This is a genomic window from Nocardia sp. NPDC058244 (assembly GCF_042882065.1).
Lineage (GTDB): Bacteria > Actinomycetota > Actinomycetes > Mycobacteriales > Mycobacteriaceae > Nocardia.
Genome location: NZ_JBHVWX010000014.1, coordinates 42,697 through 64,943 on the forward strand (window position 1 = coordinate 42,697; position 22,247 = coordinate 64,943).

Here is a 22,247-nt window from a genome sequence, read left to right on the forward strand (position 1 = left end):
GGCAGCACCCCATTCCGAGGAGACACCGTCCAGGTGAGCAGTCATTCGCAGGACCGTTCCGTCGTCGGCACCACCCGGCGAGCCGCCTTCGGCCTCGGCGCCGTCGTGGCAGCCGTGGTGGCGATCGCCCCCGTCGCCCAGGCCGTGCCCGCCCATCAGGGATTCGTCCCCGGCTGCGCCCTGCTGGCCGCGCCCGGCGCGCCGAACGGCAAGCAGTGGACCACCGAACCCGCCCTCACGATCGACCCGGCGGCCGCCTACACCGCCACGCTCGACACCACCTGCGGCACCATCTCGATCACACTCGACGCCGCCGCGGCGCCGCGCACGGTGAACTCCTTCGCGTTCCTGGCGAACGAGGGCTACTTCGACCACACCCGCTGTCACCGGCTGACCACCCAGGGCATCTACGTCCTGCAGTGCGGCGATCCGACCGCGACCGGCATGGGCGGCCCCGGCTACAAGTTCGGCGACGAGAACCTGGCCGGCGCGGTCTACCCGGCGGGCACCGTGGCCATGGCCAACGCCGGCCCGGGCACCAACGGCAGCCAGTTCTTCCTGGTCTACCGCGACACCCAGCTGCCGCCCAACTACACCCCGTTCGGCCGGATCACCGCGGGGATGGACGCGCTGAACACCATCGCGAACGCCGGCGTGGCCGGTGGCGGGGCCGACGGCACCCCGGTGGCCGATGTGGTGTTCAACGCGGTGACCACCGCACAGGGCTGATCAACGACCGAGGGCCGCGTCTCCGAGAGTGGGAGACGCGGCCCTCGTCGGACGGCTGTGATCAGCCGGCGCTGATCGAGCTGAACAGGTTCTGAATGGTCTGCAGGATGATCTCGGTCAGCAGATCAGCGGCGGAACCGGCCATGACAACACTCCTCGTTTACGGGTCCTCATCAGGTGTAACGAACATCTGAAGCGTGCCCTATCCACTCTGTGTCGCGTGGCGTTTTCGTGAAAAAAACTCACACTGTCCCGGTACGCGGGAAGGCCGCGCTCCCGAGGGAACGCGGCCTTCCGCTGATCGGTCCTACAGGTACTGACCGGTGTTCGACTCCGTGTCGATCGCGCGGCTGGCCGAGGCGTTCTTGCCCGTGACCAGGGTACGGATGTAGACGATCCGCTCGCCCTTCTTGCCCGAGATCCGAGCCCAGTCGTCCGGGTTGGTCGTGTTGGGCAGGTCCTCGTTCTCGGCGAACTCGTCGACGATCGAGTCGAAGAGGTGCTGAATCCGCAGACCCGGGTTGCCGGTGTCGAGCACGGCCTTGATCGCGTACTTCTTCGCCCGGTCGACGATGTTCTGGATCATCGCGCCGGAGTTGAAGTCCTTGAAGTACAGGACCTCCTTGTCACCGTTGGCGTAGGTGACCTCCAGGAACCGGTTGTCGTCGCTCTCGGCGTACATCCGCTCGACGACCTTCTCGATCATCGCCTCCACACACGCGGCCTTGTCGCCGTCGAACTCGCGCAGATCGCTCTCGTGCAGCGGCAGCGTCTCGGTGAGGTACTTGGAGAAGATGTCCTGCGCCGACTCCGCGTCCGGCCGCTCGATCTTGATCTTCACGTCCAGGCGGCCCGGCCGCAGGATCGCGGGGTCGATCATGTCCTCGCGGTTGGACGCGCCGATCACGATGACGTTCTCGAGACCCTCGACACCGTCGATCTCCGAGAGCAGCTGAGGCACCACGGTGGTCTCCACATCAGAGGAGACACCCGAACCACGGGTCCGGAAGATCGAGTCCATCTCGTCGAAGAACACGATCACCGGGGTGCCCTCGGAGGCCTTCTCCCGCGCCCGCTGGAAGATGATCCGGATGTGGCGCTCGGTCTCACCGACGAACTTGTTGAGCAGCTCGGGGCCCTTGATGTTGAGGAAGAAGGACTTGGCCTCCTTGGCATCCTCACCACGGGCTTCGGCGATCTTCTTGGCCAGCGAGTTGGCAACGGCCTTGGCGATCAACGTCTTACCGCACCCGGGCGGACCGTAGAGCAGCACACCCTTGGGCGGGCGCAGCGCGTACTCGCGGAACAGATCCTTGTGCAGGAAGGGCAGTTCCACCGCGTCGCGGATCTGCTCGATCTGCCTGCCGAGGCCACCGATGTCGGTGTAGTCGACGTCGGGAACCTCTTCCAGCACAAGGTCTTCGACCTCGGCCTTGGGGACCCGCTCGAAGGCGAAGCCGGCCTTGGTGTCGACCAGCAGCGAATCACCGGGGCGCAGTTTGCGAATCGGGGAATCCGGGTCGTCGACGTCGTCGTACTCGGCGATCTTGGACAGCGGGCCGGACAGCCAGACCACGCGCTCCTCGTCGGCGTGGCCGACCACCAGGGCCCGCCTGCCGTCGTCGAGAATCTCGCGCAGCGTGCCGATTTCGCCGATGGCGTCGAAGTTCCCGGCCTCCACGACCGTGAGCGCTTCGTTGAGGCGCACGGTCTGGCCGTATTCGAGCGTCGCGACGTCGATGTTGGGCGAGCAGGTGAGGCGCATCTTGCGACCGGAGGTGAAGACGTCGACCGTCTGATCCTCGTAGGTGTGGATGACGATGCCGTAGCCGCTCGGCGGCTGACCCAGGCGATCGACTTCCTCACGCAGGGCGATCAGTTGCTGGCGCGCTTCCTTGAGCGTGTCCATCAACTTGCCGTTGCGGATGGTCAGCGAATCGATCCGTGCTTCCAATTCGCGTGCGCGATCCGGCGAGTCGGCGAGTTGTCTGCGAAGAGCAGCCGCCTCGGCGCGTACCGCCTCGAGCTCTCGCCAGGCCGCCGAATCCGAATTCTCGTTGGGGCTCATGATGCTGCTCCTCCCAGTCCCGGTCTTTCAACGCTACCGGGCGCGGTCCGTTCTCGCTTTCCGACATGGTTTCGTCGTGATCACATCTTGTACGGCAGGTACGACATCGGCCGCCGAATTCTGCGTGTTAGGCTCCCCTAACACTCCGATCCCGGGCAGCAGGCGAGTGCCCTCGCCCATCGAGCCGAAAGGTTGCCGAGCATGCTCCTTCCTACCCGCACGATCCGTGTCACCGTCGCTACCGCCGCTGCGGCGCTCGCCGTCACCGTCGGACTGACCGGTTGCGGCGGCTCCGACGATTCCTCGACGAAGGCCACCAGCAGCAGTACCAGTATCGCGGCCGCTCCGTCCAGCATTTCGGCAACTCCGTCCGGTGACAACGCCGCCGCCCCCACCGCCGATTCCCTGAAGGCCACCCTGATCAAGTTCTCGGATCCGGCGCTGTCCACCGACGAGAAGGCGAAGCTGATCGTCAACGGCGACGCACGCAAGTCCAACATCGACCAGATGAACGGCATGCTCGCCGGCTACACCCTCACCTTCGCCGTCGACAACGTCGTGACCAGCGGAAACACCGCGACCGCCGATGTGACCATCACCTCGCCGCACGGCACGGCGCCCGCCTTCCCGGTCACCTGGGAGCAGGTCGACGGCACCTGGAAGATCTCCGACGCCAGCGGCTGCCTGCTGCTCGGCTTCGCCCAGGCCCCCTGCACGCCCGCCTGACGCCCGCCACGGCCCCGCGCTGTCCGGGTGTCCAGCCGGGGCCGTTCGCTCGCTGTGAACTGCACAGAGAACCCGCGGTAGCCGGTTCCCGGCGACCCCCATCCCTAGCGTGTCGCGAGACATGACCGTGTGGGCGAAGGGCTGGATGCGATGCCGGGTACGCGAGAGAAGCTGGAACGACTGCGGGAGTCGCTGGCGCAGGCCGCCGAACCCGCGGGCGCGGGCGGGGTCGCCAAGCGCGCCGCCAAGGGCATCCCGAGCGTCCGCGAACGGGTGCGTTCGCTGCTGGACCCCGGCAGCTTCCTCGAGATCGGCGCGCTGGCCCGCCAGCCGGGCAACCCGAACGCCCTCTACGGCGACGGGGTGGTCACCGGGCGCGGCCTGATCGACGGCAGGCCGGTGGTGGTCGTCGCCCACGATCAGACCGTGTACGGCGGCACGGCGGGCGAGGTGTTCGGCCGCAAGGTCGAGAACGCGCTGCGGTTCGCCTTCGACAAGGCCTGCCCGGTGGTCGCGATCAACGACTCCGGCGGCGCGCGGATCCAGGACGCGGTCGCCTCGCTGGCCTGGTTCGCCAAGATGAGCAGGCGCCAGGAGCGGCTGTCGGGGTTCGTGCCGCAGGTGTCGATCATGCTCGGCAAGTGCGCGGCGGGCGCGGTCTACGGGCCGGTCAACACCGATGTGCTCGTCGCCACCGAGAACTCCTACATGTTCGTCACCGGGCCCGAGGTGATCAAGGCGGTCACCGGCGAGGACGTCAGCATGGAGGAGCTCGGCGGCGCGCACAACCAGGTCCGCAACGGCACGATCCATCACGTCAGCGCCACCGAGCAGGAGGCCTTCGCCTGGGCCAGAGCGTATCTGAGCTTCCTGCCGTCGAGCTGCCTGGAGCAGCCGCCGATCGTCAATCCCGGGCTGGAACCCGAGACCACCGTCAGCGACCGGGAACTCGACGCGATCATCCCCGACTCGGATCGCGAAGGCTACGACATGCACGAGATCCTGCTGCGGATCTTCGACGACGGCGACTTCCACGAGATCCGTTCGGGCACGGCCCAGAACCTGATCACCGGTTTCGCCAGGGTCGACGGCAGGCCGATCGGGGTCGTCGCCAATCAGCCGCTCGTCCTCGGCGGGGCGATCGACGCCCGATGCTCCGACAAGGCGACCCATTTCATCCGCCTGTGCAACGCGTTCGGGCTACCGTTGGTCTTCGTCGCCGACACGCCCGGCGTGCTGCCCGGCGTCGAGGAGGAACGCAACGGGGTGATCGTGCGTGGCGGGCGGGTCTTCCGCGCCATCATCGAGGCGACGGTGCCGATCGTCAATCTCGTCGTGCGCAAATCCTATGGCGGCGCCTACGGATTCATGGCCTGCAAGCAGATCGGCGCCGATGTCAGCTTCGCCTGGCCGACCGCGCGCATCGCGGTGATCGGCGCCGAGAGCGCGGTCGACCTGATCGGCCGCAAGCAACTCCAGCAGGTCCCCGAGGAGCAGCGCGCGACCGTCCGCGATGCCATGATCGACCACTACAACGCCACCGTCGCCACCCCGTGGGTGGCCGCCGAGCGCGGCTACATCGATGCCGTCATCGAGCCGTCGCAGACCCGCCTCGAGATCCGGCACGCGCTGCGCCTGCTGCGGGAGAAGGAGCAGTCCGCGGAACCGAATCCGCGCAAGCACAGCCTGTTCCCGGTCTGAACCGCTCAGTCCGGCAGCCGCCGGACGTAGAGCTGCTGTGCGGCGCGGGCGACGAGGGTGCCGTTCGCGTCGACGATCTCGGCACTGTGCTCGGTGATCGATTTCGCGCCCGCCGCGGTCGCCTCGCGGATCTCGGCGACCTGGTCGCGCGAGAGCCCCATGGTGGCGGTGACGGTGCCGCGGCCGGGACGGAGGAATTCGATGGACCCGGTGATGTTCCAGATCCGGTAGCCACGCCCGAGCTGGCCGTAGGCCATGATCGCGAAGAACGGGTCGGTCATCGAGTACAGGGTGCCGCCGAACGCGGCCCGGTTCGGGCTGTTGCGGTTCCACGGCCGGACCCGATAGTCGACGCGGACCGACGTCCAGTCGGCGGCAATGTGTTTCACCCGCACCCCGCCGAACAGGTAGGGCGGGAAGACGTTGAACACCGCGCGATACAGACGCGGGGAATCGCCGGGATACAGCATCCCGGCGGACGGGTCCTTTGTCGCGGACGGTTCGGTACTCGGCATGGGTTCCCTCCCTGACCCGGCCGACGGGCCGGGCTCCGTGCCGCTCCCCGGGGAGCGGCTCACGATGCGGGCACGCGCGCGCCCACCTCGAAAGCTGCCCCGGATCCAGGGAGCCGAAACCTCGTCAGCCCTTCGACGGCCGCCGCTGCGGCTTGGGGGTGACCGTACCCTCGGCGAGGCGGCGCGCGCTCACCAGGAAGGCGGTGTGCCCCTGCATACGGTGCTCGGGCCGCACGGCCAGGCCGACGACGTGCCAGCCACGCACCATCGACTCCCACGAGCGCGGTTCGGTCCAGCACTCCTGCTCGCGCAGCGCCTCGACGACCTTCGACAGCTGGGTCACCGTGGCGACGTAGACGACCAGCACACCGCCGGGAACGAGCGCCTTGGACACGGCAGGCAGCGCGTCCCAGGGGGCGAGCATGTCCAGGACCACCCGGTCGACCTGTTCGCCCTCGTACTGGGCGACGTCGGCGACGGTCAGCGACCAGTTCGCCGGGCGCTCGCCGAAGAAGGTCTCGACATTGCGGATGGCGTGCTCGGCGTGGTCGTCGCGGATCTCGTAGGAGATCACCTCGCCCTCGGGGCCGACCGCGCGCAGCAGCGAGCAGGTCAGCGCGCCGGAGCCGGCCCCCGCCTCGAGCACCCGCGCGCCGGGGAACACATCGCCCTCGTGGACGATCTGCGCCGCGTCCTTCGGGTAGATGACGGCCGCGCCGCGCGGCATCGACAGCACGTAGTCGACCAGCAGGGGGCGCAACGCCAGGTAGGGGGTGCCGTTGGTGGACTTCACGACGGTGCCCTCGTCGGTGCCGATGAGGTCGTCGTGCTTGATGCCGCCGCGGTGGGTGTGGAACTCCTTCCCCTCCTCCAGCACCACCGTGTAGAGGCGCCCCTTGGCATCGGTCAGCTGCACCCGGTCCCCGATGGTGAATGGACCGGTCCGTCTGGCCGTCATGTATCTCCGTTCTTCGAGTGAAGCCTCCAGCCTGCCAGGTCGGCGCGATCACCCACCGAACGGGGTGACACCGGGCGCCACTTCGCGGCCACCAGCACCCGCTGCTGGTCACGGACGCCGGTGTGCGCGGCGTCCTGGGTCCTCGCCCAGATCTCGGCGACATGGCTCTGCTGGTCACCAGGCAGACCCAGGCATCGGCGTGCTCCCCGCCGTCGGTCAGACAGGACACGCCGGGCACGTCCGGCAGGCGCCGGCGCGGCCGCCATGCCCCGTGCGGCGGCGATCGCGGCCGATCGACAACGCGAAGATCCGTCCGGGTCGTACGGCAGCCGGGCGAGCTCGGCCTCGGGTGTCGCGGTGAACGAATCCAGCAGTGGCCGTTGCCGTTCCAGCGCCCGCGCGATGGTCGCCGCGTGCTCGGTCTGCGCACCGGGCAGGTCGGCGGCGGTCCAGTCGGCCGTCTGGAGGAGACCGCGCTCGGCGGTCGCGGCCACCGCGAACTCGGCAGCGGCGGTGGTCGCGGTGGCCGCGTCGGGGAAGCGCAGGACGCCGTGGACGAGCCACTCACTGTCGGTCAGGGTCTTGCCACCGTTGGATCGCTCGCTGACGAAGCCCGCCGGCAATCCGTTGTCGTCGGCGACCTCGGCGATCGCGTTGTGGTGCCCGGCGGAGATCGTCAACCGCGCCGAGGTGAGGACGTCGGAGCTACCGTGGCGCCGATAGCGCGGGTCGATGTCGGTGGGTGCCGATACCCTGCGAAGTATGTCAGTGCCCGTGTCCGCGTCCCTCGCCGACGACACCGCCGACGGTCCGGCCCAGCGGTCGCGACCGGCGTTGTCGCCTTCGCGGGCAAGCGATTTCAAGCAGTGCCCGCTCAAGTACCGGTTGCGGGCGATCGATCGGGTGCCGGAGCCGCCGACCCGGGCCGCGGTGCGGGGCACGGTGGTGCACGCTGTGCTCGAGGATCTGTTCGGGCTGCCCGCCGCCGAGCGGCACCCCGAGCGCGCGGCCGAGCTGGTGCCCGGCGCCTGGGATCGGGTGCGGGCCGACCGGGACGGGATCGACGAACTGGTCGCCGAGGGCGGCCCCGAGGCGCTGTTCGCGGAGGTTCGGCGGCTGGTCGAGAGCTATTACGAGCTCGAGGATCCGACCAGGTTCGAGCCGGACTCGCGGGAGGAGCGGGTGGAGGTCGAGCTGGCCGGTGACATTCCGCTGCGCGGGTTCGTCGACCGGATCGATATCGCGCCCAACGGCCTGCTGCGGGTGGTCGACTACAAGACCGGGCGCGCCCCCGGCCCGCTGCACGAGGCCAGGGCGCTGTTCCAGCTCAAGTTCTACGCGCTGATGATCCTGCGCACCCGCGATATCGTGCCCGCCCAGCTGCGGCTGATCTACCTGGCCGACAAGGTGCTGCTCACCTACTCCCCCGACCGCGACGAGCTGGACCGCTTCGAACGGATCCTGATCGCGCTGTGGCAGGCGATCCTGGAGGCGGGCCGCACCGGCGATTTCCCGCCCAGCCGCTCCGCGATGTGCCGGTTCTGCGACTTCCAGCACCTGTGCCCGGAGTTCGGTGGCACCCCGCCGCCGTATCCGGGCTGGCCGCGGCAGGCGCCGGTCGAGCTGGGACTGCCCGACGCGCGCCCCGCCGAGGACGTCTGAGCGGCCGTCGCCCGTCCGGCGACGGCCGGCTCACCCTCACACCGCGAAGTCGCGGAACAGCAGCACCGATAGTCCGAGCCCGACCGCCAGGTTCACCACGACCGCCGAGCCGAAGACCGCGATCGGGCGCCAGCCCGCCTCGCGCAGTCCGCGCAGCGAGAACTCCAGGCCGATGGAGACGAAGGCGAGGATCAGGAACCAGGTGCGCAGGTCGTTGATGATCGCGATGTGCGCCGCACCGGTCTTCTTGTCGACCGACTGCAGGTACAGGGTGCCGATGATCGAGGCGGCGAGGAAGCCGAGCACGAACTTCGGGAACCTGGACCAGAATTCGCCGATACTCGGCCGGGCCGCGCCCGGCGTGCGGTCGACCCGGAACGCGAACCAGGCGGTCAGCGCGATGGCGACGAGACCGATCAGCGCGTTCTGCGTGGTCTTGACGATCGTGGCGATCTTCAGCGCGTCCTCCCCGGCGAGCGCGCCCGCCGCGGCCACCGCGGCCGTGGTGTCGATATTGCCGCCGATCCAGGCGCCCGCCACCGCGTCCGACAGGCCGAAGGCGTCGGCCAGCCAGGGCAGCAGGAAGATCGAGGGCAGCGCGAAGATGATCACCAGCGAGGCCGCGTAGGCGATCTGCTCGCGCCGCGCCTGTACCGCGCCCGCCGCCGCGATCGCGGCGCTCACCCCGCAGATCGACACCGCCGAGGACAGCAGCGCCCGCAGCTTGTCGTCGAGGCCGAGCTTGCCGCCGAACCACCAGGTGAAGCCGAACACGATGGTGATCAGCGCCAGCGCCTGGACGATCGACGGCGCGGCCGCCGTCACCAGGATCTTCAGATTGATCGACGCGCCGAGCAGCACCACACCGGTCTTGATGAAGAACTCGGTCCGGAACCCGGCCGAAAGCCGTTCCCGCAGGCCGAGTCTGCTCAGCACCACATTGCCGAGCAGACCGATCGCGATCGCGTACACCGGGTATTCGACCGACTTGGCGATCCGCGTGAACGGCGTGTCGGCCGCCCACTGCGGCACCTGGGTGTCGAAGAACCGGGTCAGCGCGCCGAGCGCGAGCACGAGCAGGATCCCGGCCGCGATATCGGTGCTCGTGGGACGCGGGTTGGCCTGCAGCGCGGCGGTCTCCGTCGTGGTCTTCGGCTCGCTCATCACGGCACCAGCCACGCGGGGATCGCCCCGACCAGGACGAGACCGATCAGAGCGAGACCGACGACCGTGGCCAGCCAGTCCTCGTTCCACGTGAATGCGCTACCCGGCCGCGGCTCGGGTTGTGTCTGGGACACGGTGACTCCTTGTGTTCCTCATCGAGAAACCGCAAGGTAGCAACGCCCTCCCCCGGCACACACCGATTGCGCTCACCCTGAACCGATCTCGCACCGCGCCGCACGCACGACCGGAGACGCGAAACGGCCCGGCGAGCCGATCACGCTCGCCGGGCCGTTCGGGACGAATCAGGTCAGAACGCGCGGCAGGACCGGATGTCGGTGGCGAGGATGGCCTTGGCGCCGAGATCGGCGAGGCGGTCCATCAGGTCGTTGCCCTGCTTGCGCGGGACCAGGGCGCGCACCGCGACCCAGTCGGGGTCGGTGAGCGGGGAGACCGTCGGCGACTCCAGGCCCGGGGTGATGGCGACGGCCTCGTCGAGCAGCGACTTGGGGCAGTCGTAGTCCAGCATCAGGTACTGCTGGGCGAACACCACACCCTGGATGCGCGCGATGAGCTGGTTGCGGGCCCGGTCGTCCTGGTCGGAACCCGTGCGCTCGATCAGCACGCCCTCGGAATCGCAGAGCGAGTCGCCGAAGGCCACCAGGTTGTGCTGACGCAGGGTGCGGCCGGAGCCGACGACATCGGCGATCGCGTCGGCCACGCCCAGCTGGATCGAGATCTCGACGGCGCCGTCGAGGCGGATGACCTCGGCCTCGATGCCGAAGCGGGCCAGGTCGGCGCGGACCAGGTTCGGGTACGAGGTGGCGATGCGCTTGCCCGCCAGATCCTCGACCTTCCAGTCCTCGCCGGCCGGCGCGGCGTAGCGGAACGAGGAACGGCCGAAGCCGAGCGAGAGGCGCTCGCTGACCGGCGACCCGGAATCCAGGGCCAGGTCGCGGCCGGTGATGCCGAGGTCGAGCTCACCGGAGCCGACGTAGATGGCGATGTCCTTGGGCCGCAGGAAGAAGAATTCGACCTGGTTGGCGGGGTCGAGGACGGTCAGCTCACGGGAGTCGGTGCGTTTGCGGTAACCGGCCTCACTCAGGATCGAGACGGCGGATTCCGACAGCGAGCCCTTGTTGGGAACTGCGACGCGCAACATGGGAAGGGGTCCTTTCGGGGAGCGGAAGTGGAGGTGTCGACCGGACGGATCAGCCGTCACAGATGTCGGTACACGTCCTCGAGCTTCAGCCCGCGACCCACCATCATCACCTGGACCCAGTACAGCAGCTGGGAGATCTCCTCGGCGAGCGCTTCGTCGCTCTCGTGCTCGGCGGCCAGCCAGATCTCACCGGCTTCCTCGAGCACCTTCTTACCCTGGAAATGAACGCCTGCGTCCAGCGCGGCCACGGTGCCCGACCCCTCGGGACGGGTCTGGGCACGATCCTGCAGCTCGGCGAACAGGGATTCGAAGTTCTTCACGATGAGTGATTGTTTCACACCGTGTACACCGGTTTTCCCGCGCACCGTGGCCACCGGCGGCCACGGTGCGCGGGTCACCGTCAGGACGGGTCGGCCAGCAGTTCGCGCAGGTCGGCGACCGCGGTGCGCAGGTGGTCGGCGAAGGCGTACATCTGGTCGGCCACCGACTTGGGGGTGGCCAGGTAGATGTTCCAGCGGTCCGGCAGCAGCACGTAGGCGATGCCGATGCAGGTCGGGCTGGTGGAGCCGAAACCGAAGTAGCGGATATGCACCGACGGCGCCGAGCTGGTGCTCAGGTAGTCGTCGCGCATGATCGTCCAGCCGGGGCTGTCGAACAGCGCGATCCGCTCGCCGGCGACGCCCAGCTCCGCGCCGCGGCGGCGCTGGATCCACTGCAGCTCCCACAGGTGCTGCTCGGGCGCCTGCCCGGCCTGGCACTCCTTGGCCCGGCCGACGTGCGCGGACGCCGCCGTGCGGGCCGCGGCCAGCTTGTCCGCGCGTTCGGCGGAGTCGTCGACCATCGCGTCGACGAAGGCCACCATCTCCGGGGTCACCACGCGCATGGCCTCGGTGCGGCCGTTGCGGAACTGCCGGGTCGCGATGGACTCGTAGGTGGCGCCGGTCAGGCCCTTGCTGCGCCGGTGGGCGAGCTGGTAGGCCAGCTGGGCGAACGCGTCGGGCGAGATGCCGAGCTGCTTGGCCGCGCCGGTGCCGAAGTCGTCGAACGAGACCAGCGCGGTCGCGGTGTCGGCGGCGAAGCGGGCGAAGTCGGCACCCGCCGCCGCGATGTCGGCGCGGGCGGCCGAGTCGAGGACGAACTCGATCGGCTCGACCTGCGGCAGCCCCTGGGCCCGCGCGCCGCTGGTGGCGGCGTGGTCGGACTCGGTCCGCTCGAGCAGCGCGTCGACGAACGACAGCACGGTGGTGCCGTCGAGACCGCAGTGCTCGATATTGATGCCGGCCTGGCCGTCGGCGAAGACGATGAACGACACCGACTTGTCGAAGTACCGGTTGGCGCTGTCGCCGTGCAGCAGCTGATCGCAGGCGTGCAGTTCGTCGCGAGGGGTGAAGTCCTCCAGGCACACCGCGAACAGCGCCGTCTCGACCTCGTCGAACGCCGCGACATTGGCCGCCTCGGCGCGCAGGGTGGCCCGGCTGCGGGCCCACTCCGCCCTGGCCTTGGTGGTCAGGTGTCCGATCGAGGTGTCGGTGGCCGCGGGCTTGGTGCCGCCCTTGATGACCGCCCGCAGCCCGTCGACCACGTCCTCGAACGCGTACGGCGCGCCGTCCGGGCCGATCACGTCCATCCGGAAGATGTTGCCGCGGTAGAAGACCACGATGTGGCGCGCGTCCGAGGGACCCGGCCATTCCGGGCTGTAGGGCTTGCGCACGGTGTCCTGCTCCTCGCCCGGGATCCGGGTCTCGGAGAACAGGTACTCGTTCTGCCACATCGACAGCTGCTGCCCGCGCTGGGTGACCGGCGGGATCCGCTCGGCGTCCAGCGCCAGCTTGTAGTCCACGGCGGCGCCGATGATCGCGGCGGCCCGCTCGGCCTGGCCCGCCACGGTGGAGGCGGCCAGCGGGGTGTCGTCGCGGAACAGGAAGACGAAGTTGGCGTTCAGCGCGATCCGGTCGCGGCGGCCCAGGTACCGCGAGGGCCAGAACTCGTCGAGCCAGCTGCCGACCCCCGGTGTGGCGTCGTACTCGGCGAGCGCGGCGTGCAGGGTCCGCCCTGCCCCACCGGGCCGCAGCAGTTCGGCGACTGCGGCCTCGGTGGTGGCGAGTTCCTCGGCGCCGAGCAGCGGCTGACACCACTGCAGGAACCGCGCGCAACTGTCGTCCAGTGTCGGCAGCGGAACCCGGGGCAGGCTGTCTTCGGCGGCGAACGTCGGTTGGTTCAATCCAGATCCTCAGGTCTCGATGGGATGCGGGCGGGACACGAACAGGTTGGCGTAGAGCCAGCCTTCGGCTTCGTGGTCGGTGGTGTCGATTCCCTTGGCCGCCAACGCTTCCAGCACCTGTGCACGTTCCTGGGCCGAAGCGAAGCGCCGCTGCTGGAACATACCGGGACGCTGCTCGCTGCGATAGCCGAGCGCGGCGAGTTCCGCGGCGATCGGGCCGAAATCGAACATCCGCAACACGAAATGCGCCATCCACGGTCGCTTGCGGGGATCCGCCTGGGCGACCCTGGAGAGGGTTTTCTCGGTGATGTAGCCGACACACCCGGTGGAGATCACCAGGTCGGCGGAGGCGAGCACACGCCGCTGGGCCTCGGTCGGCTCGGTGGCCTCGAGGTCGGCGTGCACGTAGTCGTGCAGGAGTCCGGCGGCGTGGGCGTAGGTCAGCGCCGGGCGTGCGGCGTCCATCCCGACGAAGCGTACGTCGGGCATCAGGTCGGCGCGCAACCGCTCCCGGTCCGCCGCGATCAGCCCGACCTTGTCGGTCTCGGCGTGGTCGCGATAGTGCCCGGCCAGTTCCTCGACCGTCGTGCCGGTCCGCAGCAGCGCCGCGTTCACCCCGTAGGAGCAGCCCAGGTCGAGCACCGTCGGGATCCGGTCCGGCCGCGCCGCCCGCAACTGACGCAACTGCTCCTGGAAGTGCGGCTTGGCCAGCTCCGGGATCCGGTAGTCCAGCTCGTTCATCCGCGCGAAGTAGGCACGCGGATCGGGACTTTCGTAGATGTCGTCGAAGGATGCTTTGCCGGTGGTGTGCAACGGAACGGACATGGGCGGTTCCTCTCAGTCGAGCAGTCGGTCACCTCGGACGGCGTCGGCCGCGGCGGCCACATGGTCGGGCAGGACACGGCCGAACAGCTGCCTGGTGCGTTCGACAGTGCCGATCACCCCGGGCCGGTCCGTGTAGGCGAAGATCGCCGAATGTCGTTGTCCCGCACCGGCCACCTCGGTGACCCGGTGGAGCGAGAAGCGGCCCTTGAACAGCTGCAGATCGCCGGGGCGCAGTTCCAGGGCGCGGATGAACCGTTCGCCCTCGCCGGTGAGCACGGCGCGCACGTCGTCGAGATGCTCGGCGTGCGGATCGCGGATATTGGGGCAGTACTCGAAGACACCGCCGGCTTCGGGGCGGCGGGTCAGCATGCTGACGGTGAACTCGTTGGTGTCGAAATGCCAGGGGTGCGACATGCCCGGCTCGACCACGTTCAGGCACAGACCGGCCAGCGGGTCGGCGAATTCGTGCAGTTCGTCGAGTTCGAAGCAGTCGGCGACGAAACGCTGGAAGATCGGGTCGGTGTAGAGGCGCTGGATCAGCGCGTCGGCGGGAATGCGGTCGCGGGCGACGAAGGCGTTGCCGCGGTCGAGCACGATCCGGGCCGGGTGGTCGGCGGGCAGATCGGTGTCGAGCGGGATGTTGTAGGCGTTGACCCGCTCCACCTTGTAGTGGGCGTGCGGGGCGATCCGCTCGCCCTCCGCGCGCAGCGTGTCCCACAGCTCCGGACGGAGAAACTCGCGCAGGACGGTACAGCCGTCCTGCGCCAGTTCCGCGCGGGCGGCCTCGACCGCGGCGCGCCGGCCCGGACCACCGAGATCGGTGAGCGGATACCGTGCGATGTCGACGATTTCGTCAAGCCCCCGCGTCCCTGTCATGGCTTCAGTTTGCGGTAACTTTCGCCGACACGCCCAGGGTTTCGGCAAATCCGGCCTATCCCGGGCAGATCACAGCGTCATGAAATCAACTGTGCGACAACAGTTTTCGAACAATCTCTGTCGATACCGGAATTATCACGGTAGGCTATTCGCCCTATCTCGCTGCGCTGCCGAAATGTTCGTCGCGCGCCACGAGCGCGGCCCCCAGATCGGCGGCCGACAAACCCACCAGTGACTCCCGGAATACCCGCCCCGGCGCCTCGGGAACCGCGATTTCGCACGGAATCACGATCAGGCCGCACCCGGCGCCCTGTGCCGCGAGTGCGCCGGTGGGCGAATCCTCGATCGCCACGCAGTCGGCCGGGTCGAGTCCGAGCAGGTCGGCGGCCTTGCGATAGATGGCCGGATCGGGTTTGCCGTGCGCCACTTCGTCACCGCAGACGGAGGTGTCGAAGAAGTCGCGGCCCAGCGTGTCGAGCCCGTATTCGGTGAGCGAGCGCTTGGTGTTGGTGACCAGCGCGCAGCGCAGTCCCGCCGCGCGCACCATGGCCAGCGCGTCCTTGGCGCCGGGCCGCCACGGGATCGGCCCGAGCATCAGCTCGGTGACCCGCCGTTCGAGGAACTCCCCCGCCTCGGCGAGGACCCGCGGCGTCGCCTCGACGCCGATGCCGTCGAACAGCATGCGCAGCGCGTTCGGGCCGGAGGCGCCGATCAGCGCGTGGCGGATCTCGTCGGTGAGCTCACGGCCGTGTTCGCGAGCCAGTTCGCGCACCGCTATGTCCCACAGCTTCTCCGAGTCGAGCAGCGTGCCGTCCATGTCCCACAGCACCGCGGCCGGTCGCGCGCTCACCTGTTTCTCGCCTCGTTCTCTTCCGCGTCGGATCGGCCCGGCGGACGCCGGGCCGCGTTCAGGGTAGCCGGTGCGGATCAGACACCGGATCCGGCGATCTGCAGGCTGTTGCCGGTGCCGCTCACCTGGATCCAGCGGTTCTCCGAGGTCACGGTGCCGTTGGTGAGGTGGTAGGTGAGCGAGACGACCGCCCGGTTCTCCCCGTTCGGCGTGATCGAGCCGACAGTCACCGACCGCACCGTCGACCAGAACGAGGAGTACTGGCCGTACCCACCGGTCTGTGCCTGATAGCCGGGGGCCAGCTGCGCCCAGGCGCCGCCGATATTGCCGGGCAGCATGCCGTAGTACCCGGCGATGAACTGGCCGATGCGGTCCGGGCTCGGCGGGCCGAACGGGGTGGTGGTGATCGTGGTGCTGGTCGGGCTGGGCGTGACGGTCGGCTTGCCCGAGGTGCTCGTGCCCGACGGAGCGGACGTGGCGCCGGGGGTCGTCGGCCCCGTCTGGGACGGGCCCGGCGGCGCGGACACGGTGACCGTCTCCTGCTCGGGGACGATGACGACGGTGCTGACCTTGCCGTCGACCACCGTGGTGACGGTGACCGGGTCCAGCGCCTGCTGCGTGGGGTCCGCGCCCCGGTCCCGCGTCACGACCAGCACGACCAGCATCACCGTGAACGCGGCGACGGCGGCGGCGAGCAGCAGGATGGCCCGGCTGTTGTTCGGCCCGTCGGTGCGCGCGAGCGGGGTCGGGCCGGCCGGCGGCGGTCCGGACGGGGTCGCGGCCCGTTCGGCGCCGGTGCCGGGCGTGGCGTCCTGTGGCCGGTCCTGTCGCGCGCCTGCCGCCGCTGCCCCACTGTCCGGTCCCGACGGCGCCGCGGGCGAAACGCCCGCCGCTCCCCCCGTTCCCGTGGCGGTCGATCCGCCGGTGATCGCGGACTTCGCCGCCTTCGCCAGCGCCAGTCCGCCACCGAGCAGACCCGCGGCGCCGGACTTCGCCGTTGTCGACGTGGTGGGCTGGGGCAGCAACGTCGTGGCCGCCTCGCTCAGCGGCAGCACCTTCGTCGCCGTGGCGGGCAGTGCCGGAACCCGGCCCGCCGCGACATCTTCGAGTGCCTTGCGCGCCTGCGCCATGGTCGGCCGGTCCTCGGCCGACGCGGTCAGCAGCCACATCAGCACCGGACCGAGTGATCCCGCTCGCTGCGGTTGCGGCACCACGCCCCTGGCGACGGCGTGCAGCACCGCGAGCGGGTTGTCGCCCTCGCCGAACGGCGGGGCGCCCTCCACGGCGGCGTACAGGGTCGACCCCAGCGCGAACACGTCGGCCGCGGGCTTCGGGTCGTCGCCGCGGGCGATCTCGGGCGCCAGGTAGGCGGGCGTGCCCGCCAGGAAGCCGGTGGCGGTGACGGTGACATCGCCGGTGGCGTGCGAGATCCCGAAGTCGGTGAGCTTGACGGTGCCGTCGTCGCCGACGAGCAGGTTGGCCGGCTTCACGTCGCGGTGCATGATCCCGGCGTCGTGCGCCGCCGACAGCGCGGCCGCGGCCTGGGCGCCGATCCCGGCCACCTCGAGCGGCGGCAGCGTCGCCCCGCCCGCCAGCTTCACCGCGAGGCTGGGCGCGTTCATGTACTCCATGACCAGCCAGGGCTGGCCGTCTTCCTCGGCGACGTCGAAGACGGTGATGGCGTTCGGGTGGTGCAGGCGGGCGGCGATGCGGCCCTCGCGCATGGCGCGCAGCTTCGCTTCCAGCGCTTGCGATCCGGTGAGTCCCGGTGCGAGCAGCAACTGCTTCACCGCGACGGTGCGGCGCAGCCGGACGTCGGTGGCACGCCACACGACCCCCATCGCGCCGGTGCCGATCGGGTCGGTGAGTCGATAGCGTCCCGCGATCAACCGATCCGATGTCATAACGTGTGCCCCTCCTGCAATACCGCCGAGTCGTCCAGCCCTCCGCGCCACAGCGGGATGAAACTTCCGAAAATCCTACGTGCTGAACTGCTTTGCCCTCGTCCCCGACGGCCCCGGTCCATGGACTCCCGGCCGCTTCGTGACCAGACTCACAACCGGCACAACGGCATCGGACCGGCCCCGCGGGGACCGGTCCGATCTGCCGTCGCCTGTCAGTGTCTCAGGCGTTGAAGTATTTCGCCTCCGGATGCAGCAGGACGAACGCGTCGGTCGACTGTTCCGGGTGCAGCTGCAGCTCCTCCGACAGCGTCACCCCGACCCGGCCCGCGTCGAGCAGGTCGACCAGCTTGGCCCGGTCCTCGAGCTCCGGGCAGGCGCCGTAGCCGAAGGAGTACCGCGCGCCGCGGTACCCGAGCTTGAAGTAGTCGAGGATGTCGGCGGGATCGTCGTCGGCGACCGACTGGCCCTCCAGCGTCAGTTCCTCGCGCACCCGGCGATGCCAGTACTCGGCCAGCGCCTCGGTGAGCTGCACGCCGATGCCGTGCACCTCGAGGTAGTCGCGGTAGTTGTCGGCCGCGAACAGCGCGTTGGCGAAGTCGGCGATCGGCTGGCCCATGGTGACCAGCTGGAACGGCAGCACGTCGACCTGGCCGGTCTCGCGCGCCCGCTCGCGCGAACGGAGGAAGTCGGCGATGCACAGGAAGCGGTCGCGCTGCTGGCGCGGGAAGGTGAACCGGTACCGCTCGGGCGCGTCGGCGTCGGGCTCGGTGAGCACGATGACGTCGTCGCCCTCCGACACCGCCGGGAAGTACCCGTACACCACCGCGGCGTGCTGCAGCACGCCCTCGGTCGCCAGCCGATCGAGCCAGGCGCGCAGCCGCGGCCTGCCCTCGGTCTCCACCAGCTCCTCGTAGGACGGCCCGTCGCCGCTGCGCTGACCGCGCAGGCCCCACTGTCCCAGGAACAGCGCCCGCTCGTCGAGCAGGCCCGAATACTCCTGCAGCGGCAGGCCCTTCACCACGCGGGTACCCCAGAACGGCGGGGTAGGCACAGGCAGGTCGGCCGCGACGTCGGACCGCTCCGGAACCTCGATCGGCACCTCGGCGGCCTTGCGCTCGGCGGCGATCCGCTTGGAGCGCTCGTGGCGGGCCTTGCGCTCGGCGGCCTTCTCCTTGGCCGCGATCGCCTCGGGGCTGTCGGGATCGAGGCCACCGCCGCGCTTGACGGTCATGATCTCGTCCATCAGCCGCAGGCCCTCGAACGCGTCGCGGGCGTAGTGCACGTCGCCCTCGTAGACGGCGGTGAGGTCGTTCTCCACGTAGGCGCGGGTCAGCGCGGCGCCGCCGAGCAGCACCGGGAACTGTTCGGCGACACCCTTGGCGTTGAGCTCCTCGAGGTTCTCCTTCATCACCACGGTCGACTTCACCAGCAGCCCGGACATGCCGATCACGTCGGCCTTCTTGTCCTGCGCGGCGTCGAGGATGGTGGCGATCGGCTGCTTGATGCCGAGGTTGACCACCTCGTAGCCGTTGTTGGACAGGATGATGTCGACCAGGTTCTTGCCGATGTCGTGCACGTCGCCCTTGACGGTGGCGAGCACGATCCGGCCCTTGCCGGAGTCGTCGGTGGCCTCCATGTGCGGTTCCAGGTGCGCCACCGCGGTTTTCATCACCTCGGCCGACTGCAGCACGAACGGCAGCTGCATCTGGCCGGAACCGAACAGCTCACCGACGGTCTTCATGCCCGAGAGCAGGGTCTCGTTGATGATCTGCAGCGGCGGCACCGTCTGCATCGCCTCGTCCAGGTCGACGTCGAGGCCGTTGCGCTCGCCGTCGACGATGCGCCGCTCGAGCCGGTCGAACAGCGGCAGCGCGGCCAGCTCCTCGGCCCGCGAGGCCTTCGACGACGCGGTCGAGACGCCCTCGAACAGCGCCATCAGCTTCTGCAGCGGGTCGTAGTCCTCGGTGCGCCGGTCGTAGATCAGATCCAGTGCGGTCTGGCGCTGCTCGTCGGGGATCCGGCTCATCGGCAGGATCTTCGACGCGTGCACGATCGCCGAATCCAGTCCGGCTTCGACACATTCGTGCATGAACACCGAGTTCAGCACCTGCCGGGCGGCCGGGTTCAGGCCGAAGGAGATGTTGGACAGACCGAGGGTGGTCTGCACCTCCGGGTGCTTGCGCTTGAGCTCCCGGATGGCCTTGATGGTCTCCTCGCCGTCCTTGCGCGACTCCTCCTGACCGGTGCCGAGGGTGAAGGTCAGGGTGTCGACGATGATGTCGGACTCCAGCAGACCCCAGTTGGTCGTGATGTCGTCGATCAGGCGCTCGGCGATCGCGACCTTCGTCTCGGCGGTGCGGGCCTGGCCCTCCTCGTCGATGGTCAGCGCGACCACCGCGGCGCCGTGCTCGGACACCAGCCGCATGATCTGCTGGAAGCGCGAATCCGGGCCCGCGCCGTCCTCGTAGTTCACCGAGTTCACCGCGCAGCGGCCGCCCAGGTGCTGCAGACCGGCCTGCAGGACCGGCGGCTCGGTGGAGTCGAGCATGATCGGCAGGGTCGAGGACGTGGCCAGGCGCGAGGCCAGCTCGTTCATGTCCTTGGTGCCGTCGCGGCCGACGTAGTCGACGCACAGGTCGAGCATGTGCGCGCCGTCGCGGGTCTGGTCCTTGGCGATCTCGAGGCAGCGCTGCCAGTCCTCGGCCAGCATGGCGTCGCGGAATGCCTTGGAGCCGTTGGCGTTCGTGCGCTCGCCGATCATCAGGATCGAGGCGTCCTGCTCGAACGGGACCGCTGTGTACATGCTCGACACGGCGGGCTCGTGCGCGGGCGTGCGGCGCTGCTCGATCGGCGGCAGCGTGGTCTCGACCGCGCGCACGGCCTCGGCGACCTGGCGGATGTGCTCGGGGGTGGTGCCACAGCAGCCACCCACCAGCGACAGGCCGAATTCGGAGACGAAGCCGCTCATCGCGACGGCCAGCTCCTCCGGGGTCAGCGGGTACTCCGCGCCGTTCGCGCCGAGCACCGGCAGGCCCGCGTTCGGCATCACCGAGACGGGGATCTGCGCGTGCCGCGACAGGTGCCGCAGGTGCTCGCTCATCTCGTCGGGGCCGGTCGCGCAGTTCAGGCCGATCATGTCGATGCCGAGCGGTTCCAGCGCGGTCAGCGCCGCGCCGATCTCGCTGCCGACCAGCATGGTGCCGGTGGTCTCCACGGTGACGTGGGTGATGATCGGGATCCGGCGGCCCGCGGCGAGCATGGCCCGCCTGCTGCCGGTGATCGCCGCCTTGACCTGCAGCAGGTCCTGGCAGGTCTCGATCAGGATGGCGTCGGCGCCGCCGTCGAGCATGCCGAGGGCGGCCTCGGTGTAGGCGTCGCGCAGCGAGACGAACGGGGCGTGGCCCAGCGTCGGCAGCTTGGTGCCCGGCCCCATCGAGCCCAGGACGTAGCGCGGGGTGCCGTCGGCGGACGGGCCCATCTCGTCGGCGACCTCGCGGGCCAGGCGCGTGCCGCGCTCGGACAGATCGCGGATCCGGTCGGCGATGTCGTAGTCGGCCAGGTTGGGCAGATTGCAGCCGAAGGTGTTGGTCTCCACCGCATCCGCACCCGCTTCGAAGTACGCGCGGTGGATCGCGCGCAGCACGTCGGGACGGGTGTCGTTGAGGATCTCGTTGCATCCCTCGAGGCCACGGAAATCGTCGAGCGTCAGATCCGCGGCCTGCAACATCGTGCCCATCGCACCGTCGCCGATGACGACACGCCGTCGGAGCGTATCGAGGAGCGTGGTATCGAACCCGGTGGGCAAGGACGCAGACATGATTCAAGACTAATGGGCGGCCCCGACGCACAAGACCACTGCGGGTGATTCGAGTGGCGCCGGACACAGCCCGCACGGGAAACACGCAACAGCGCCGGTCACCGCAAAACAATTCGCCGAAGACACTAGGCTGACCGGGTGGATGCCAGTGAAACCCCCGAGACGGAACTGCCGACGTTGCGCAATCCCGTGCTGGTCGCGGCCTTCGAGGGCTGGAACGACGCCGGTGACGCCGCCAGTGGCGCGGTCGAACATCTGGAGTTGATCTGGGACGCCGAGCCGCTCGCCGAACTCGATTCCGAGGACTACTACGACTACCAGGTGAACCGCCCGACGGTGCGCCAGGTCGACGGGGTGACCAGGGAGATCCAGTGGCCCTCGACCATGCTGTCGGTGTGCTCGCCCCCGGGCAGCGACCGCGACGTCGTCCTGCTGCGCGGGATCGAGCCCAATATGCGCTGGCGCAGCTTCTGCAACGACCTGCTGGAGTTCATCGAGCAGCTCGGGGTGGAGACGGTGGTCATCCTCGGCGCGTTGCTGGCCGACACGCCGCACACGCGCCCGGTGCCGGTGACCGGTTCGGCCTACAGTCCCGAGGCCGCCGAGCGGTTCAGCCTGGAGCAGACCCGCTACGAGGGCCCGACCGGGATCACCGGGGTCCTGCAGGACCAGTGCGTCAAGGCCGGGGTGCCCGCGGTGTCGTTCTGGGCGGCGGTGCCGCACTATGTGTCGCAGCCGCCGAACCCGAAGGCCACGATCGCCCTGCTGCACCGGGTCGAGGACGTCCTCGACATCGAGGTTCCGCTCGGTGAGCTGCCCAAACAGGCCGAGGAATGGGAGGCCGCGGTCAACGAGATGACCGTCGGCGACGAGGAGATCAACGAGTACGTGCGCTCGCTCGAGGAGCGCGGCGACGCGGCGATCGACCTCAACGAGACGATGGCCAAGATCGACGGTGACGCCATCGCCGCGGAGTTCGAGAAGTACCTGCGCAGGCGGGGCCCGGGCAGTTTCGGCCTCTGACCCGCGTTCACCGGGAATTCGCCACGCGAGCACCTCCCGGATATCGGCG

At 69.4% G+C, this 22,247-nt stretch carries 19 protein-coding genes; 5 read left to right on the forward strand and 14 right to left on the reverse strand.

All coding sequences use genetic code 11. The annotated features are described in order from the left end of the window. The first annotated feature begins 33 nt into the window (after positions 1-33). Positions 34-729, forward strand: a complete 696-nt coding sequence (locus ACFVW6_RS32650; protein ID WP_378830421.1) for a peptidylprolyl isomerase — start codon at positions 34-36, stop codon at positions 727-729. Between the two features lie 307 nt (positions 730-1,036). On the opposite strand, the gene arc is transcribed toward ACFVW6_RS32650, so the two are convergent. Next, a complete protein-coding gene (gene arc, locus ACFVW6_RS32655; RefSeq protein WP_355275541.1) occupies positions 1,037-2,797 on the reverse strand; it encodes a proteasome ATPase in 1,761 nt (586 codons plus the stop codon). A 201-nt stretch (positions 2,798-2,998) separates the two neighbouring features. Here arc and ACFVW6_RS32660 point away from each other — a divergent pair, with 201 nt between their 5' ends. Beyond that, positions 2,999-3,523 (forward strand): hypothetical protein, encoded by a 525-nt coding sequence (locus ACFVW6_RS32660; protein ID WP_355275542.1) that lies wholly within the window; start codon positions 2,999-3,001, stop codon positions 3,521-3,523. A gap of 150 nt (positions 3,524-3,673) precedes the next feature. Further along, positions 3,674-5,224, forward strand: coding sequence for an acyl-CoA carboxylase subunit beta (locus ACFVW6_RS32665; protein WP_355275544.1), 1,551 nt, complete (start codon positions 3,674-3,676; stop codon positions 5,222-5,224). A 5-nt stretch (positions 5,225-5,229) separates the two neighbouring features. On the opposite strand, the gene ACFVW6_RS32670 is transcribed toward ACFVW6_RS32665, so the two are convergent. From ACFVW6_RS32670 to ACFVW6_RS32680, 3 genes are all read right to left on the reverse strand, one after another. Then, positions 5,230-5,739 (reverse strand): DUF4442 domain-containing protein, encoded by a 510-nt coding sequence (locus ACFVW6_RS32670; protein ID WP_365013174.1) that lies wholly within the window; start codon positions 5,737-5,739, stop codon positions 5,230-5,232. A gap of 124 nt (positions 5,740-5,863) precedes the next feature. After that, on the reverse strand, positions 5,864-6,697 hold the full coding sequence (locus tag ACFVW6_RS32675; protein ID WP_355275547.1) for a tRNA (adenine-N1)-methyltransferase: 834 nt from the start codon (positions 6,695-6,697) through the stop codon (positions 5,864-5,866). After that, positions 6,694-7,377: a hypothetical protein gene (locus ACFVW6_RS32680; RefSeq protein ID WP_378830415.1), complete on the reverse strand. Its 684-nt coding sequence runs from the start codon at positions 7,375-7,377 to the stop codon at positions 6,694-6,696. Before ACFVW6_RS32680 ends, ACFVW6_RS32675 begins: the two co-directional genes overlap by 4 nt. A gap of 82 nt (positions 7,378-7,459) precedes the next feature. Here ACFVW6_RS32680 and ACFVW6_RS32685 point away from each other — a divergent pair, with 82 nt between their 5' ends. Then, entirely contained in the window at positions 7,460-8,359 is a 900-nt protein-coding gene (locus ACFVW6_RS32685; RefSeq protein ID WP_378830413.1) for a RecB family exonuclease, read from the forward strand. Positions 8,360-8,395: 36 nt separating this feature from the next. Here the strand turns inward: ACFVW6_RS32685 and ACFVW6_RS32690 are convergent, their stop codons facing one another. From ACFVW6_RS32690 to metH, 10 genes are all read right to left on the reverse strand, one after another. Continuing rightward, positions 8,396-9,523 (reverse strand): YeiH family protein, encoded by a 1,128-nt coding sequence (locus tag ACFVW6_RS32690; protein WP_378830411.1) that lies wholly within the window; start codon positions 9,521-9,523, stop codon positions 8,396-8,398. Next, positions 9,523-9,657, reverse strand: coding sequence for a hypothetical protein (locus tag ACFVW6_RS32695; RefSeq protein ID WP_357345547.1), 135 nt, complete (start codon positions 9,655-9,657; stop codon positions 9,523-9,525). Before ACFVW6_RS32695 ends, ACFVW6_RS32690 begins: the two co-directional genes overlap by 1 nt. A 173-nt stretch (positions 9,658-9,830) precedes the next feature. After that, a complete protein-coding gene (gene hisG, locus ACFVW6_RS32700; protein ID WP_355275555.1) occupies positions 9,831-10,682 on the reverse strand; it encodes an ATP phosphoribosyltransferase in 852 nt (283 codons plus the stop codon). A gap of 56 nt (positions 10,683-10,738) precedes the next feature. After that, entirely contained in the window at positions 10,739-11,002 is a 264-nt protein-coding gene (locus ACFVW6_RS32705) for a phosphoribosyl-ATP diphosphatase (RefSeq protein WP_043652956.1), read from the reverse strand. A gap of 80 nt (positions 11,003-11,082) precedes the next feature. Beyond that, positions 11,083-12,903: a choline/carnitine O-acyltransferase gene (locus ACFVW6_RS32710; RefSeq protein ID WP_378830408.1), complete on the reverse strand. Its 1,821-nt coding sequence runs from the start codon at positions 12,901-12,903 to the stop codon at positions 11,083-11,085. Positions 12,904-12,912: 9 nt separating this feature from the next. Then, the gene (locus ACFVW6_RS32715) at positions 12,913-13,728 is read right to left on the reverse strand and encodes a class I SAM-dependent methyltransferase (protein WP_378830406.1); all 816 of its coding nucleotides are present in this window, start codon (positions 13,726-13,728) and stop codon (positions 12,913-12,915) included. A 12-nt stretch (positions 13,729-13,740) separates the two neighbouring features. Then, on the reverse strand, positions 13,741-14,604 hold the full coding sequence (locus ACFVW6_RS32720) for an arpA protein (protein WP_355275558.1): 864 nt from the start codon (positions 14,602-14,604) through the stop codon (positions 13,741-13,743). 154 nt (positions 14,605-14,758) lie between these two features. Continuing rightward, positions 14,759-15,454 carry an HAD family hydrolase gene (locus ACFVW6_RS32725; protein WP_378830403.1) on the reverse strand — a complete coding sequence of 232 codons (696 nt, stop codon included), beginning with the start codon at positions 15,452-15,454 and terminating at the stop codon, positions 14,759-14,761. Between the two features lie 77 nt (positions 15,455-15,531). Further along, entirely contained in the window at positions 15,532-17,358 is a 1,827-nt protein-coding gene (locus ACFVW6_RS32730; protein WP_378830401.1) for a protein kinase, read from the reverse strand. 220 nt (positions 17,359-17,578) lie between these two features. Next, positions 17,579-21,175, reverse strand: a complete 3,597-nt coding sequence (gene metH / locus ACFVW6_RS32735) for a methionine synthase (protein WP_378830398.1) — start codon at positions 21,173-21,175, stop codon at positions 17,579-17,581. 138 nt (positions 21,176-21,313) lie between these two features. On the opposite strand from metH, the gene ACFVW6_RS32740 reads away from it, so the two are divergent. Next, positions 21,314-22,198 (forward strand): PAC2 family protein, encoded by an 885-nt coding sequence (locus ACFVW6_RS32740; RefSeq protein ID WP_355275565.1) that lies wholly within the window; start codon positions 21,314-21,316, stop codon positions 22,196-22,198. The last annotated feature ends 49 nt before the right edge of the window (positions 22,199-22,247 follow it).